The organism is Paenibacillus sp. LjRoot56, assembly GCF_964253335.1.
GTDB lineage: Bacteria > Bacillota > Bacilli > Paenibacillales > NBRC-103111 > Paenibacillus_E > Paenibacillus_E allorhizoplanae.
Window position 1 is genome coordinate 137,405 of sequence record NZ_CAXURV020000003.1, and the last position, 16,478, is coordinate 153,882.

Here is a 16,478-nt window from a genome sequence, read left to right on the forward strand (position 1 = left end):
CTGGTATGAACCAGCAAGGACAACAGGACCGCTATTTTAAGATTTAAGGCTTATTATGTATGTTTTGTATTGGTCCTGTGAAGCAAAATTTATTGTAAATTGCTTAATGTTATTACTTGTCGAAACACCTTTTCGCTCATATGAAATTCTGAAATCAGAGCCAATAGAGATCGTATCCTGCTTATTCACATCAGTTTCTGTGTAAACGATGTCGCTGATCCACATATTGGTTTGGAGAATATTATTTACTGGTGTGATCTGATCTTGATACCCTGTAAGACAAGTAGTCGTATTAACCGTGCAATTTTGATTCACGAAACTGCCGTAATTGGTAATGGCTTGAATTTGTCCCATCAGCTTCGTGTCCCATACAAAGAGACCGTTCAATGCCAATGCGGCGCCACCTGCGACTTCTCTAGGTGTGGCATTAGCAAATTTCAGATCAGACACGTCCAATGGATCAGCAGCGATCGGGTACTCCATGCTAAGATCTTTCTGTCCGAGCGGAGTGTCGAAGAAAACCTTCAAAGTCGTTTTTCCCCCGTTTATACCGATGAACCTGGGTGTCGCGCCTTTGTTAAAGTTATCTTTGTTAAAAGCGATAATCGTCGGATCGCTAACGGCTACCCACTTAACCTTGGGGTTATAAGAGACCTTGTAACCTGAGCTATCTTTGGCTACTACGACGACATCTTTGCCAGGAATATTATAGCTAGGGTTGCTGAATAAGTAGGTTGCATCCGTAACGCTCTTTGTGTTTCCCCAATCATAGAGTAACTTTCCAGCCGCACTCAAGCCATCGCCAATGTCTAGCGAATACACCAGATCCGCTTTTTTGATGTCGACCACATTCAGTGATACTGAAAGGGAGTCCAACGTTTCTATGATTTGCTGACTATCGTCAACTTGAACCAATGAAGCAGTCAATCGGTAACTTCCCTTCCGTGTTGCATCAGGAGTGACAGTGATAGCTCTATTGGCTATTTGATTAATTTCTCTCAGTAATTTCGGATTCGCATCAGAGAGTGCCACGCCTCCTGAAGAACTCGTTCCGGAGATCGCGCCTGTATCGCCGCTGATTTTTTCGAGTTTCATCTCAATTTTGTAACCAGCTAGGGTCGAATTGTATTCAATATCGTATTGATCATAAATTCTGATTAGCGTTGAGGGCTTTATCCCATTAAATAATGTAACGCTCACGGGACTCTCAGCATCAAGTTTAAGCGAGTTGGGCTTGCGGCGCATTTCAATATTGACGGGAAGCGTTACTACTTCATTGAGCGCATTCAATCGAACATTAATGGTGACTGGACCCGCAGCCTTTACCTCTTTGACGCGAATTTGTGCGTCTGTCGATCTAATTGCAACATGTCTTTCTATACCCGTTACAGGATCTTTACGTGTCAGTGTATCTGCTTCCAACACGATGCCGCCTGTAGCATAAACCGAAATCCTGCCCATTGTTTCAGCTTCCACGATTTCAGCGTTAGTAAACTCGTAACCCGTTGAATCTTTGATGGTCAAACCGAAAAGCTTCTCGCCGTCACCTTCCGCCGCCGGTTCTACTAAAGGCTTTATTACCACAGATGCAGGTGTCCGTAATGCAGTTACAGCAATCGTTGTAGATACCTGCTCACCAGCACTGTATAAATTGACGATGACTTCCTTGTCCCCGTCCAAATCCGTACTTGCTTCCAGCTGCATTTCCGGGAAACCGTCATTGTCAAAGTCGACGAAATCATTCCCCCCTGATTGAACAATTACATTCCCTGTTGCTGTAAAAGTCTTTTGAATTCCCATGTTTAAAATAGCGGGGTCTGTAACGGGAAAACCATTTTGATCAAAAGCTTTCAATTGAAGGTAAGCTCTAACACCAGCTTTAAAAATCAATTGTCCACCGGGGATCTTCAAATCTCCGACCTCAATCTTCGATACAATTGGAAAGTCACTAACGGTAAACGTTCTGCTGGTTGACTTGAAGCTGCGTTTTTCTAATAGCATAACTATTACTTTGCTATCTAGTAATTCATTACTTAAATCAATAGAAAATGCATTTTTACCAGGATAAAAATCAACTTTTCGACTCTGACCTGCAATTGCGATATTCAATTCGCTTGCTGGTAAGATAACTTCCTCACCATACTGATTTGTAGCTTTGAATTCGAGCCTTACCTTTGATTTAGGCAGCTTTTCCGTAGAAGTAACAATTTCTAGATTTTGGATAGATCCAACTTCCGAGATGAACTCGATTTTATTGTTATCCATACTGCCGGCGTCCAACCCGGATAATTCAACTATATATTTGCCATACGTTAATGTATCCATTTCGAGTGTGGCGTTACTATTGTCATCCGCCCATTCCGTACTCGATGGCATCGCCGTATCTGAACCATATTTCGTAATGTTCAAGATGGCCTTGTTGGTATCGACATCGCGATTAAGTCTGACGGATATTTGGCCTGTCCCCATTATTTTGACTTCAGCAATGGAAACTTTTGCGGGCTTCGCTGTTGTCGTGTGAAGCTGCAGAGCTTCATAAGCTGCTAATGCAAATGCTTTTTTAGTAACTGGGGTATTTCCGCCGAATTTACCATCTGCCAGATTCGTCATGATTTTTTGTTTAATTGCATAAGTAACATAGCTCTTATACGCAGTGTCAACAGATTCGTCTTTACTAGGCGTCTCAACCTTGGCCTTCTCATCCAAACCGAGTCCCTTGATCAGCAGCATGGCGAGTTCTTGTCGGGTCACTTGCCCGGCAGGATTATACGTATCTTTTACATCATAAGTAAGAGCGGAGTTCTTCAAAGCTTCGATATAAAGAAGCGCAGGATCGTTCCATTTTATATCAGTAAAACTCGAAGTTTTGATCATGGTATCCATACGTAATCCTAAAACGATGGCGACGGTTTTCGCCAGTTGAGCACGCGTAATTTTTTGCTCTGAGCCGAATGAGTCTTCAGATGCTGTTTCGATTGCTTTCATTTTCAACAAAGAAGTAATCTTTTTCTTGTCATCCTTCGAGCTGCTTTTCAAGTCTACGAGCTGGTCAGCCATATACGTATCAGAAGTAACTGTCGCTGAAGGAGATGTTGCTGCATTCGATTTCGCAGGTGTAGTCGCTGTAGATGGCGCCGCAGTTGTTGCATTTTGCGATGTTGCCTCCTCCGCATAAGCCAATGGCGTTAAGCAGTAACAGAAGAGTAAAAGAGATAAGAATAGTGCAAGTTGTTTATTCATTCGATACATGCACCTCCCGATTAATAAAACCTCTCACAAAACTAAAACGCTTACATTTTTGATAAAACACGGAATTATCTCTAGACACATCAACCCACTCTCCAATCTCAAATTTAGTTGCATAACCTAACTATATGGCAAAAATGAGAACTATCCATAGGGGCCTTTATGCATCTTTATAGGTTGTTTATTTCATCCTGCTGCTGGAGGTAGAAGGACGATTCTCCCCTCTTCCAACGTTACCTGAACTTTATTCGTGTTCTTCACCCCGATAGAATCCAAGTAAGCAGGAGGAATTTGCAGCCGACCTGCTTGGTCCAACACGGCATATTCGACATGGGACTCTTCTTCCTGGTCTTCGAACCCGTTTTCAGCATCTAGTAGTTCTTGGTCGAACGATTTGCGCCTCAAGATTTCCGACGACGTTTTCCCGTCTCGAATGGCAACTACGCGATCCACTTTTTTGGCAATCATCGGATCGTGCGTGACAATAACGATTGTAAGTCCTAGACTCCGGGTCAGATGCCGGAACAAATCCAGAATTTGGTTGGCCATATTCGTATCGACGGAGCCTGTTGGCTCATCTGCAAGCAAAAGCTTCGGATGATTTGCCAGCGCTATCGCGATAGCAACCCGCTGCTGCTCACCACCCGAAAGCTGATTCAATTTGTTTTTTAGCCGATGGCTAAGGCCTACTGCTTCCAGAAGTTCCTTAGCCCGTTCTTGCTTGCGCTTGCCCTGTAGTAAAATGGGCAATTCCACATTTTCCTGTGCGGTCAAATAAGGAATTAAATTCCGCGCATTGTTCTGCCAAACGAAGCCAACGGTCTCTCGTTTGTAACTCACAATGTCTTTCTCCGACATGCTTAATAAATCTTTACCATTCACACTTAATTTGCCTGCGGAGGGGCGATCAAGCCCCCCAAGCATATTCAACAAGGTTGATTTGCCGCTTCCGCTGTTGCCGATAATCGCCATTAATTCACCGGCCTCTACGTGCAAATCTAAACCTTGTAAAGCAACTACCTCCAAATCAGCCATTTTATAAATTTTAACCAAATTTTCACAATGAATCATATTAGTCCTCCCCCAGTTTAACCGCTTGATGAATGCGAATTCGGGATACGAAAGATCCGAGCACGCCCAACCCTATCGAGATCATCACCGTGACAATCCAGTACAGCCGGACTTGATCACGAGGGTCAAAGGTAACTTCGAATGGCGGAACCTGCGTTTTCGGATCGAACGATAACTCAAATAAAGGAACGAACAAATGACTCGCTACGTTACCGGTCAGAATGCCGATAATGATCGCAGCACCCGAAACCAAGATTTGCTCGCCAGCAAGCATCCCTATTAACTGATATAAGGAAATGCCCATCGCTCTTAAAATACCAAACTGCAGCGTCCGTGCGAATAAGGATAGTACCCAATATAACAAGAACCCAAAAAAACAAATGAAAATCGAAATCAGAAACCCAAGCGTCATCACACCATTAATGGCCATTTGGAAAGGATCTTTGATCGACTTGATCTGCTCCTGGTTGGCATCTCTTAGAGATTCGATCTCATAGCCGTGATCAACGATGGCTTGATAAACCGTTTGGCTGCTTGCCCCTGGCTTCAGCTTCAGCCAAACCTCATAGGGCTCTAGTGCCAGATTGTTCTGAATATACGGCAGTTGGCCGATTACAAGCTTTGGTTTATTAACTTTCGTGGTGGTGCCCGTCTTTGTCGTAGTTGTTAACGTATCATTAACCCCTGGATTTGGATTCCACGACGGCCAATAATCGATTACACCATACACAGTAAATTGGGCTCCTTCCACACCATCCCAACCTAAAGTTAGGGTGTCGCCGGCTTTCAGGCTATATTCTTCAGCCATTGATTTCGAAATTAGAACAGCAGAAGGGTTGCGAGCGATCAAGTTTAAATAGTCATTGAAATGATGATCAAGTAATCGATCTCGCAGCCAAGCGGTTTCACCAAATTGTTTGCTTTCGATTCCCATAAGCTGAATCTTCTCTGTTGTCTTTCCATGCAAAAAAGTCGCATCTTTTTTATTAAAAACCTTTGCGGCGTGTTCCACACCATTTAGCTGTGTAAATGGTAAGAATGAGGGCTCCGTATACTGTGTCTTTATTGGAGCTTCGGATCCCGCCTTAGAATTGGACACCTCCTCTTCCGACTCTTCTATTAACCCAGTTAAAATAGCCGGAGGGGCGTCATTCTCCCAACGAATTTGCATCGTAATATCGGCGCCCGCGGAATAAAGGATTTTATCCGCAGTATTCTTGTTGATTGTGCGTGTTGCACTGGCACTGAATAAACCTGTGGCAATCGTGATAATTAGAAAAACCATAATAAATTGATATTGGATGGTTGAACGGCTAACTTGTATAAATGTGCTGTATAGCGAAGGAGGCCACCATCGTTTGCCAACCTGAAATACCAATCGCATAAACCAAGGATAGATTCGCAGAATGAGCAGACCCATCCCTAATATAAACAATGCGGGAATGAGAAAAAGCAGTGGATCAACCTTCAAGTCGCCGGATTTTAAGCCGAGTGACAGCAGCTCCTTTATTCGCGTTTTATAATTATTCAAGCCATAAAGAGCTACCCCAATCAACAAGACATCAATGAAATACGTATGCCAAAAGGATCTTTTCTCCTGCCTGGCCGACTGCTGTTTTTGCCCAACAATCGTAACTCGCATGGCAAGGAATACCGGAATCAACGTCATCACAAGTGAGCTTGCGACAGCAATCAACCCATATAAGAAAGCATCTCTATTCACCTCAACTTCAAGCTTGGCCCTTTGTACGAATTCCAGAAATCCGCTGGAAGCCCCTAATAATTTAGTCAAAAGGGCGCCAAAATACGGACCAATCAAGAACGCAATCGCACCTAGGACTAATCCCTCCACAACATAACTGAGAATGATCTGCAATCGACTGGCACCGCGACTGCGCAATACAGCGATCTCTGTTTTCTGACGATCCGTGATCAAGTTTGCAACCATATACAAGTAAAAGGCGAGCATGAGCATAACAGGAACATTCAATGACCAGAGCATGAGCCTTAGATTGGTTTCTTTTACGTAATAGGCAGCAAGTGTTTGTAAGGCTGGCGCATTCATATTGTGCGTTTCGTAACGTTGATCCATATGGGTCGTAATTGTTCGATGGGCATTAATGAAAGTGTTCGTGGATGCCAACGACATTTTGCTATAATCAAGTGCCAAGTACCAATAGCTAGATTGAAGATTAAGTTTGCTGCCTGCTGTGAACTCTTTTTCAAATAAATTAAAATCAATCAGAAAGCTGTTCTTATAGCTACTTGAGATGTTATACCAGAATAAATCCTCGTAATCCTTACGATCAAATACACCTACAGGCTTTATGAAAACGGGTTGTTTCAGCTTCTCATCTTGGATTGTAAAAACAGTATTAATCACCATGCCGAGCTCGGTCAAAGCTTCCTTTACAACAAGCGCTTCATAAACCCCATTCACCGGTTCTTTCTCTGGTAGTCGTCCGTCTAACAACCGAATGTGTTCCTCCATGCCATCAATCGCAGAGAGATCCGCCGACCGTTGTCTGTTAACATCGACTTTGTCTGGCTCGGCCGGAGTAAGACCATATCGCTGCGTTGACCTTTCACGTACAAGTTGCTGAACAGGGATACCAAAGTTCTTGCTTGCTTTGTTCAGAAATATATCAGTTTCAGAGATTTTTTCGTTCTTTTTCTGATCTTCAGGCGCCATCGTTGCTGACAGCCAGTAGATGCCGGGATACTGACTGCTGGTAGTTTGCAATTGCTGCAGCTCTTTAATCAATAATCTTTGCAAGATAGCATTCGTATATATCGGCATTGTACTAGCAAGAGCCACAGATAACACCAATCCGAATAGCAGGCTAAGCTCCAGCCATTTATTATTGATCATTTTGCGCAGGATCATGATAAATAATGCCAATCTCTTAACCTCCTAATTATTTAGAATAATCTTCTGCCCTTCCGTTATACCTTTGCGTATTTCCACTTCTCTTGCTGCAACAATCCCTTTCTCCACATCTATTTCTTTCCTGCTTTCACCTTCCATGACCTGAACGTAGTCCCGCCCCATGTAGCTTCGAAGCCCCGATCTAGGAATAACCAGCACATTCTCTCTCTGTTCCGTCACAATGGTAATATCTGCTTGGGAACCGACCGACACTTCTGCTGGAAGTTTCGGAACATTAATAAAAAGAGACTTTGAATTTTTATCTTGAACCGTTTTATTATCGCTAATCGGAGCGGTCATTGGCGTTTGAACAACTTTCCCTACATACGACTTGTCTTTTATTTTGACGTTGACATCCATGTTGATCTCTACGCCGACCAAATCATTCTGACTGGAAGCTGTATACACAAGTTTCATACTATTCGGGTCTGAGATCGTCACTAGCTGTTTGTAAGCCGATACTTGATCGCCCAGTTTCATCGGTTCAATGTAAGTTATGATGCCGTCAACTGTTGCAACAAGCGTCGATCTCTCCAATTGGCTCCGCAGCGACTTTAACTGGATTTGGGCGCTTTCATAATCGAGCATCTTCAAACGAACATCAGGATCATCACCGCCCTTATCAGCTATTACTTGCGCCATTGAAATTTTGATTTTTTCGATCGCTATTTCCTGCAGACGAATTTTCATTTCCAAGTCGCCCGTCTCCGTTGAAGCTACGACATCGCCGGCATGGACTTTGTCTCCCAATTTCACATTGAATGATGTCAATCTACCGCTGGATTCTTTATAAAATAAGTAATCCATTTTATCGGATGCAAACGTCGCAACTCCCGTAATTTGCTTAGCTATATTAGCTTTCTTCGCTTCAAAAAGTGTTAATGATTCTGTGAGAGGTTGTACAAGCGGCGGTTTCAATTCTGGTTCTTCCATTGGGAGCAAAGAGCATCCTGTCAAGGTTCCTACTAAGCAACATACGCCTAACATCGGAAACAAAATTTTGCTAATCTTATTTGACAATTTGACCATCCTCCAATGTGTATACATGATCGGCAACGCGCATGATTGAGGGATCATGAGTCGTCATTATGATGGTCATCCCCTCCTGTTGAACCAAATCTTTGAATACTTTCATCACCTGAAGGCCCATCTTACTGTCCAGTTCTGCTGTCGGCTCGTCTGCCAGAATCAATGAAGGCTTATGAGCAATCGCTCTGGCTATCGCTACGCGCTGCTGCTCTCCACCGGACAACTCATAGGGTCGATGTTTCATTCTCGTTTTCAACCCTACGAAATCAAGCGCCCTTTCCGCATAGTCTTTATAATGTACTGACGGAATGCCGGCAATTCGTAATCCGAACTCCACATTCTCGTAAGCCGTCATCAGGGGAATTAGCGCAAAGGATTGGAATATTAATCCCATGTGTACTCGTCTCAACTCATTGCGTTTCTTTTCTGAGAATTCACTGATTTCGTTATTTTGAAAATACACTTTGCCTTCCGTTGGCCTGTCAAGAGCACCAAGCATATTCATTAACGTCGTTTTGCCTGAACCTGAACGCCCTTTGAGAGCAACTAATTGATGTGGCGCAATCGCCAGATCAGCTCCTTTAAGAGCGTGAACGGCCGTAGAGCCGCGTCCGAATACCCTGGTTATGCCCTCTGCTCTAATAAGAACTTCGGTATTCTGTCGTTGTTGTTCAATGATCACGGAAAATTCACACTCCCATAAGTGCTGCTTACGCCATAAAACGTATATTTGGTTTAGAAAAAAACTCCAGTCCGCAAACTGGAGTTTAAACATATGAGATTAACCGTTTTGCAATGTCCATAAAAATAGTGCGTCCATCATCTTCCAAGCATCATCTGTGACCTCAGTTGGGTCCCCTGAGTAGAAAAAGTAGGAAATACGTGCTTTAACGGCATATCCGTTATCAGCTTTCGTACCTTTATCATAGTAATAAATGGTACCTTTCGTTTTGTCGCCGGGAACGGTTGCAATTACCTTTGCTTCTTTGCCCATAATACCGTAACCATATGACCTTTTTGGGTCAGCTTCTTTAAATACATCTACGTTACCAGAGAGTCCGCTGGCAACAATATGCTTATTATCAACAATGCTAATCGATTTTCCATTTGCATATTCAGCGTTATCTTCAATAGAAGATAGTCCGAGATAGTACATGCCGTGGTTTTTTCCGTATACGGTCGGAATCGCGACATCTTTCATGACTCCGCCTTTCAGATACTTGGAGTTAACAGTTGGACTGATATAGATCAAATCATATCCTTCCGTTTTCTCAACCGTGAATTTTCTATCGACAATATTGGTAACCCTAAAACCAAGCGCCTTCAAACGATCTTGAACAGAAACATCCTCTGCAGGGATACTGGATGCATCCCTTCCTACATATAGCACTTTTTTACCTTGAGCGGAAATGTCACCCGTAGGTGCAGCTGGTGTGTCCGGCTGAGTTGCTGGCGTTCCCGGCTCAACAGCTGTTCCGTTTGCCTCAATCAGATTCTTCGCTTCATAGCTTGCGAGCGCTAACATTTTACGAGTAGCAGATTTCGAACCGCCAAACGTTCCGTCCTCTTGATTGGTCATCAGATTCTTTTCGAGCGCAAGCGCGACATAACCTTTCGCCCAAACGTCTACGGAACTATCAGAGACTGGTGTTACGTTTTTAGCAGCTTCCTCTAAGCCTAACCCTCTGATCAGAAACGCTGCGAGTTCTTGTCTGGACACTGCACCAGACGGTTTGTACGTTTTCCCCTCTGCGTCATATCCGTTTGTTAGTCCTGCCTTCTTCAGCGCCTCAATATAGGGAAGTGCATAGGAATTTGCTGGATCATCAGAACGAACATCTGTAAAACTAGAGCTTGTAAGCGTTTCATCGATTGTCAACTTAAAAATGATGCCAGCGACTTTGGCGAACTGCGCACGATTCATTTGGGCATCCAAACCGAATGTATCGTCCGTTAATCCATTAAATACGCCGCTTTGAATCAGTGAATTCAATTTGTCTTTTACATCCTGTGGAAGATCCTTCAAATCTGTAAAATCATCAGCGGATTTTGCGGAAGCCGAATCCGTACCTTCTGCAAAAGCCAATGGAAGCAAAGAGAAAGATAACAGAAAGACGATTAATAACGAAGATATAAGTTTTTTCATAGAGATCTCCTTTAATTTTAGATTCTCAAAGAAACAAGCATATGTCAGTTAGTAAGTACCAGGATGAAACAATCGACGAATACAGTTACACCTCCCTTACAATGGCATTAAAGCACTATCCCTACCTTAATATGAATTTATGAATCTATTATAGGGGCTTTTACTCATGTTTATAGGTCTTTAAGAGGTTGATTACTTCTTAGCAGCTTTATCAACAGTAGATTTTTCAGCCTTTCTCGTTTCTATTGCTTTTGTCGATTGTTCTTCTATCATGCGCAGTGCGGTAACCGAATCTTTGGACTCTTTAAAAATCAAAGGTTCGAACACATTCTGCATCGGGACATCGATATAAGTTAAGCCTGTTGCCCGCGCTGCAGGTGGCATAGCTGTTTTGCCGTGGAAAATAGCCTTCGTGTTCTTCCCTTTCATTTGCGGCAAGTTTTGTCCGAATACTTCCTGGACGGCTTTGGTTTCCAACGGTACAATGACGCCTTCTTTTGCCAAATCGACTTGATGTTCTTCAGAGAGAATAGCAGCCATGACTTGAAAAGCTTTATCCTTTTTGGTGGATTGTTTCGAGATATACATAGCGTAAAGGTTCGGTTGATACCTCGTATCTGGAACATCGCTAAAAGAAGGGACCGAAACAACGTCGAAGTTCAAGTTTTTGTTTTGCTCATGAAACGAAACGATATGGTCCACTGTCGCCACAGCCATAGCGATATTCCCTTTCGTTGCGAAAGTTTCAACAGTGTCGAATTGATTGGCCGGAATATCATAGAAACGTCTTAAGTTGTCCACTGCCTTTTTCCATTCCGGTGTGTTCAAGCTCGCCTTGTCTTCCGCTAGACTAAGCGGCGAAAGTGAAAGCTGATTGTAGTTCATGTAATGACCTGGGTTTTGAGAAAATCCTTTATACGTGATTTCACCCTCCACGCGGGTCAGCCTTTTAGCCATTTCATAAACTTCATCATAAGTCATACCATCCTTCGGATAGTCGACGCCGAATTTGTCGAAAATGTCCTTGTTATAAAAGAGCACAAAATCATTATTGTTGAACGGTAGACCATAGAGCTTCCCATCGGGGGTCATATTTCTCATCTGGGCCATATGGGCTGGATTCAATTGGTTAGTATCAAAGTTGTACTTCTTGATCAAATCGCTGATGTCATACTGAAGATCATTATCAATAATGTATCTTTGTGCATTCATTCGGGTATTATCGAGGATAATGTCCGGTATGGTGCCCGCCGCAATCAAGTCCTGATATTGTCTGCCTGGATTATCCCAGTGCACATGCTTAATCGTCAAATCTGGAAACTTCTTTTTCAGAAATTGACCGATCTGTTTGTCGAAATTTTCTTCTTTTGCATAAAAGGAAGGCCAGACTGTGTAAATGAACAATTCATTTTCTGGATTTGAATTCACTGGTTTGTTCGTAGTAGCGACAGCACCTGCATCTAGACTGCCTTCACAGCCTGTCAAAAGGGTGAGCAAGGATACGATTACAAAGGTACTCTTTGCATATTTTTTCATGGTTTTAAGCAACTCCTTCGAAGAATAATTGCCCAATCTGAATGCGCTAATATGCATTAGCCGTTTTGCAAAGTCCATAGAACGATATTATCCCAAAGCTTCCAGCCCTCATCCGTGGAATTATCCTGCATGCCGTTGCTCCAATAATAGAAGGATAACCGTGCTTTAACCGTGTATCCGTTATCAGCTTTCGAGCCTTTATCGTAATAATATAGCGCAGCCTTCGACTTATCTCCTGGGATCGTTGCAATCACTTTCGCTTCTTTGCCAACAACACCATAACTAACTCCATAACCGGTATCGGCTTCTTTATACACATCAATGGTGCCTGATAATCCGCCAGCTATCTTATGCTTGCTGTCTACGATTTCGATTGATTTAATTTTTTTAACCGTTGCTCCTTCCTCAAGCGAGGATAAGCCTAGATAAAACATGCCGTGACTTTTCACATAGACGGTGGGAATTGCCACATCTTTCATGACGCCATCTTTCAGGAACTTTGAGTTTACGGTTTGACTGAAATAGAGCAAATCATACCCTTTCGTTTCATCGGCGGTGAAATCTTTATCTCCAAGCCTTGTAACAACGAAGCCCATGCCCTTTAAACGATCAGCTATAACAACATCTTCCGCAGGAACAGGAACTTGTTCCCGTCCAACAAAGAGCACTTTTTTCCCTTTTGGTGAAATGTCAGGTTGAGGCGTTGGTTCGGGTTTCGTCTCGGGCTTCGCAACAGCCGGTTCTGACGACACGACAGCCTTAGGAGAATCCTTAGGTACAGTCGTTGCAGAAGCCTTGGTTGAATCTGTAGATGCAGGAGTTACTGTAGCTGTTGAAGATTCCGTTGGTGCAACCGTTGCAGAAACAACTGTAGAAGCACTTGGGGCAGGTGACGGTGAAGCCGTGGAAGATTCCGTTGGCGCTACTGACATCGTAGGTGCTGGCGATACAACAGGTGCTGCGGATTCGGTGACTTTAGGCGAGACACTCGTCTCCGGTTTTGTTTCCGATGAAGAGCAGGCGATTACGGTTATCGTCATCAAAGAGATAATAAGCAGTACGAGAAAACGCTTCATTTTAACTAATTCCCCCTTAATTGTTGTTAATTCCCATCGGATACATTTGGCACTCCTTTATATCTTTACTTTATTACGAATTAAATGCGCTTACATTAGGGGAGGAGTTCTATTTTATAGGTTGTTTGTTGCATCTTTCCGTTTGTTGAAAACAAAAAAAGGCCCTCCAAAACGGAGTGGCCTATCAATTTATCTTAATAAATGGAGGATCACTTGCTTCCGATCGCCCATTTTACGGCTGCATCGAAGAGCTTCCATCCCTCGTCGGTTTGGTTTATTTCTTCTCCGCTTACCAAATAAAAGTATACTTGGCGTGCCAGTACAGGCTCGTTATTTAAGTTTTTCATACCTTTTTCAAACGCACAAATAACGGCTCTTTGGTCATCATCAGGAGCTGAAGCAACAATGACAGCCTCCTTACTTGGCACAACAAAACCGATCTTCCCGTCCAGATTATAGATGTCCACATTGCCATTTAACCCAGCAGCCATCGGATGACCGGAGTTTTTGATCGTTATCGTCTTCCCGGTGAAATCACCGTTATCTGTATCCGTTTCTTTGCCCGACAAAGCCACATCACCTATATTTTGAGATTCGGCATAAATGACGGGAATCGGTGAAGCAATCAATTTGTTGCTAACTCGGCCGGAGTTTACCGTAGAGCTGACAAATACCAAAGAATATTTCAATGCTTCGGCGGCGGTAAGTTCTTTATCTGTCATCACTGAGACCTCAAATCCAAGTGTTTTCAGATGCTTAATTGAAATGCCATCACCACCGCTCTCCCTGCCTACAAAGAGTGCCTTCTTGACTTTTCCGGACAACTCCGGAGCATTTCCCCCCTGACTTACATCAGGATTTACCTGAGTTGTTGCTGTGCATGCAGTAGTGAGAATCAGGGTAAAGGCAATAATGAGCAGGCTCAATAATCGCTTCATGAAATCTCCTTCCTAACAGTAAAAGCTACTTATTACCTGTTGCCCATTTAATTGCAGCATCAAAGAGCTTCCAGCCATCGTCGGTTTGGTTTATCTCTTCACCATTGAACAAATAGAAAAACACTTCGCGTACGAGTACAGGATCACCCTTTGCGTTTTTCACGCCCTTCTCATAAGCGAAAATAGTTGCTTTTTCCTCTTCGTTCGGAACCGTAGCCACAACGATAGCTTCGGCACCTGGGGTAGCGTAACCCATTTTCCCCTCGGCTTTATAGACATCCACCAGATTCTGCAGCCCAGCTGCAAGTTGATGCTTACTGTCTTTCATTTGAATCGTTTTTGCCACGTTCCCTGCATCCAATTTCCCGTATCCCTCGTTAACCGTCATGCCTGTATCCGAGGTTGATTGCGGCTCTGCATAAATAACGGGTACCCCAGTTTTCAAGAAATTATCTCGAATTTTACCGGAATTGACGGATTCGCTTACATAAATTAGCGTATACCCCTTTGCTTTCTCGGGACTTACTTCTTTGTCTGTAATTATTGTGACTTCAAACCCATGTACTTCCTTTAGCCGTTTAGTCACAATCGCATCTCCGCCGCTGTCTCTTCCGACAAAAAGAACTTTTTTCCCATTACTTTGTGTCTTACTCTGAGCTGTAGGTTGATTGGTCACGCCATCCAATTGGACCGGTGTAGCTGTACAAGCCATCAGTACCATAAACAGCAGTAAAACGGTCATCATGTTCAGTATACGTTTCATGAATCAAATCCCCTTTACTCAATTAGTAGTAAAAGCTGAAATTACTTTTTCCCATTTTGCGCAGCCCATTGGATCGAGGCGTCGAAAAGCTTCCAACCGTCATCCGTCTGATTCATTTCTTGCCCGGACGGTAAATAGAAAAACACCTGACGAGCCGGAATGAGCTCATTTTTTATGTTTTTCGTTCCCTTTTCATAACCGAAAATGACTGCTTTCTTATCGTCGCCTTGAGCCGTCGCTATGATGACCGCTTCTTTTCCTGGAATCGCGTACCCCATAATACCAGTGCTGTTATAAACCGTTACCTGATCCTTCAATCCGGCTGCAAGTGGATGTTTACTGTCTTTCATTTGTATAGTTTTCACATCATTCAGTTGTCCATAATCCAGAATTCCCGTCATACCGGCGATGCTAACCGACTGCGTTTTGGCATAGACAACAGGTACATCGGAATTTTTCAACTGGGGATCTAACTTCGAGGAGTTCACTGTATCGCTGATAAATACCACGCCATACCCTTTCGCTGCGTCCACTTTAAAGACGCTATCTGTTGTATCCATAACTTGATAGCCCAGCTTCTTCAAATGACTCATGATAACGGGATCGTTGGTGCCTTCATTTTTTTTAACATAAAGCAATTTTTTCGCATTTGTTGGCGCAGATACCGTCTCTGTTGATGAACACGCCATCAAAGAAACCACAACTCCCGTAGTGATGCAAAGTGCAAGAAACCGTTTCATTTCCATTCTCCTCCAATTCTTACTAGACCCTATTCCACTAATCCAGTTCTTTCTACGCCTTCTACAAACCAGCGCTGCGTGAAAGTATACAGAAGCATCGGCGGAATAATCATCATGAATGTGGTAGCCATTCGAATCGCTTCATCATTAACGGAAGGCCCGTATTGTTCGGCTTGCTGCCGGAGTGCTGAGGCTATGCGTGAAATACCCATGGACAGCGGCGCGGTTTCAATATCTGACAAATACATGCTCGGTAAATAGAAATCATTCCAGGTCCAAACAAAGGAAAATAGAAATACAACCAGAATGGCAGGCTTGGCGAGCGGCATCATGACCTTATAAAAGATCTTAAACACATTCGCACCGTCAATTCGGGCTGCTTCCTCCAATTCCTTCGGTTGTGTCGAGAAAAATTGACGATAAATGATGACAAATAGCGCTCCTTTTAAGCCAAGACCGAAAAACGCGGGAACAATAATGGGATAAATCGTATTGAGTAGCCCCAATTCTCTCGCATATATGATGTTCGGCAGGATCGTTACTTGCATCGGAACAATAAAGGTCAACAGTAATAGGAAAAACATCAATCCCTTAAAAGGGACTTTCAATCTTGCGAAGGCATATCCAGTCACCGCACAGGACAACGTTTGCAAGATGGCCACAGATAGAGAGAGTGTCAAGCTGATGCTGAAAGCTTTGGGATATTTCAACCAATCCCAGGCTTCCTGAAGATTTCCAAGATAAAGTGTCCGCGGAAACCAGTTAACAGAAGGATCTAGTAAGTCATCCGCATCTTTGACCATCGTGGTGATCATGTGCAGGATAGGCTTTAGATAAATATAAGCCGTATCCAGCAAGATCAAATAGATAAAAAATTTAAACAGCAATCCTTTATCCGCTTCTCTGCCAATGATCATGTAACGAGCTTTATTTAACCAAAGCAGAAACGATTGTGACTGTTCTTTCTTGATTTTTAATCCGAGCATAGCCTCACCCCTGCCTAA

At 43.2% G+C, this 16,478-nt stretch carries 12 protein-coding genes; all 12 read right to left on the reverse strand.

What is annotated here, in order from left to right; translation table 11 throughout:
• Positions 1-36: 36 nt before the first annotated feature.
• Positions 37-3,240, reverse strand: a complete 3,204-nt coding sequence (locus tag ACSQ8O_RS19760; protein WP_436243042.1) for an S-layer homology domain-containing protein — start codon at positions 3,238-3,240, stop codon at positions 37-39.
• A gap of 192 nt (positions 3,241-3,432) precedes the next feature.
• Positions 3,433-4,317, reverse strand: a complete 885-nt coding sequence (locus ACSQ8O_RS19765) for an ABC transporter ATP-binding protein (RefSeq protein WP_436243043.1) — start codon at positions 4,315-4,317, stop codon at positions 3,433-3,435.
• Between the two features lies 1 nt (position 4,318).
• Entirely contained in the window at positions 4,319-7,219 is a 2,901-nt protein-coding gene (locus tag ACSQ8O_RS19770; protein WP_436243044.1) for an FtsX-like permease family protein, read from the reverse strand.
• Between the two features lie 12 nt (positions 7,220-7,231).
• Positions 7,232-8,266 carry an efflux RND transporter periplasmic adaptor subunit gene (locus ACSQ8O_RS19775; protein WP_436243045.1) on the reverse strand — a complete coding sequence of 345 codons (1,035 nt, stop codon included), beginning with the start codon at positions 8,264-8,266 and terminating at the stop codon, positions 7,232-7,234.
• Positions 8,256-8,957, reverse strand: coding sequence for an ABC transporter ATP-binding protein (locus ACSQ8O_RS19780; protein ID WP_436243046.1), 702 nt, complete (start codon positions 8,955-8,957; stop codon positions 8,256-8,258). Before ACSQ8O_RS19780 ends, ACSQ8O_RS19775 begins: the two co-directional genes overlap by 11 nt.
• Before the next feature lie 99 nt (positions 8,958-9,056).
• Complete coding sequence (locus ACSQ8O_RS19785; protein ID WP_436243047.1) at positions 9,057-10,421, reverse strand: S-layer homology domain-containing protein; 1,365 nt, start codon at positions 10,419-10,421, stop codon at positions 9,057-9,059.
• 192 nt (positions 10,422-10,613) lie between these two features.
• Complete coding sequence (locus ACSQ8O_RS19790) at positions 10,614-11,957, reverse strand: ABC transporter substrate-binding protein (RefSeq protein ID WP_436243048.1); 1,344 nt, start codon at positions 11,955-11,957, stop codon at positions 10,614-10,616.
• A gap of 56 nt (positions 11,958-12,013) precedes the next feature.
• Positions 12,014-13,033, reverse strand: a complete 1,020-nt coding sequence (locus ACSQ8O_RS19795) for a hypothetical protein (protein ID WP_436243049.1) — start codon at positions 13,031-13,033, stop codon at positions 12,014-12,016.
• A 209-nt stretch (positions 13,034-13,242) separates the two neighbouring features.
• A complete protein-coding gene (locus tag ACSQ8O_RS19800) occupies positions 13,243-13,971 on the reverse strand; it encodes a hypothetical protein (RefSeq protein WP_436243050.1) in 729 nt (242 codons plus the stop codon).
• 25 nt (positions 13,972-13,996) lie between these two features.
• Complete coding sequence (locus ACSQ8O_RS19805; protein WP_436243051.1) at positions 13,997-14,734, reverse strand: hypothetical protein; 738 nt, start codon at positions 14,732-14,734, stop codon at positions 13,997-13,999.
• A gap of 41 nt (positions 14,735-14,775) precedes the next feature.
• On the reverse strand, positions 14,776-15,474 hold the full coding sequence (locus tag ACSQ8O_RS19810) for a hypothetical protein (RefSeq protein WP_436243052.1): 699 nt from the start codon (positions 15,472-15,474) through the stop codon (positions 14,776-14,778).
• A gap of 29 nt (positions 15,475-15,503) precedes the next feature.
• A complete protein-coding gene (locus tag ACSQ8O_RS19815; RefSeq protein ID WP_436243053.1) occupies positions 15,504-16,460 on the reverse strand; it encodes a carbohydrate ABC transporter permease in 957 nt (318 codons plus the stop codon).
• Positions 16,461-16,478: the final 18 nt, after the last annotated feature.

Excerpts from the sequence above, each read along its gene's own strand:
- ACSQ8O_RS19790 (WP_436243048.1), bottom strand. The coding sequence starts at position 11,957 with ATGAAAAAATATGCAAAGAGTACCTTTGTAATCGTATCCTTGCTCACC.
- ACSQ8O_RS19800 (WP_436243050.1), bottom strand. The coding sequence starts at position 13,971 with ATGAAGCGATTATTGAGCCTGCTCATTATTGCCTTTACCCTGATTCTC.
- ACSQ8O_RS19765 (WP_436243043.1), bottom strand. The coding sequence starts at position 4,317 with ATGATTCATTGTGAAAATTTGGTTAAAATTTATAAAATGGCTGATTTG.
- ACSQ8O_RS19805 (WP_436243051.1), bottom strand. The coding sequence starts at position 14,734 with ATGAAACGTATACTGAACATGATGACCGTTTTACTGCTGTTTATGGTA.
- ACSQ8O_RS19810 (WP_436243052.1), bottom strand. The coding sequence starts at position 15,474 with ATGAAACGGTTTCTTGCACTTTGCATCACTACGGGAGTTGTGGTTTCT.
- ACSQ8O_RS19795 (WP_436243049.1), bottom strand. The coding sequence starts at position 13,033 with ATGAAGCGTTTTCTCGTACTGCTTATTATCTCTTTGATGACGATAACC.
- ACSQ8O_RS19815 (WP_436243053.1), bottom strand. The coding sequence starts at position 16,460 with ATGCTCGGATTAAAAATCAAGAAAGAACAGTCACAATCGTTTCTGCTT.
- ACSQ8O_RS19760 (WP_436243042.1), bottom strand. The coding sequence starts at position 3,240 with ATGAATAAACAACTTGCACTATTCTTATCTCTTTTACTCTTCTGTTAC.
- ACSQ8O_RS19785 (WP_436243047.1), bottom strand. The coding sequence starts at position 10,421 with ATGAAAAAACTTATATCTTCGTTATTAATCGTCTTTCTGTTATCTTTC.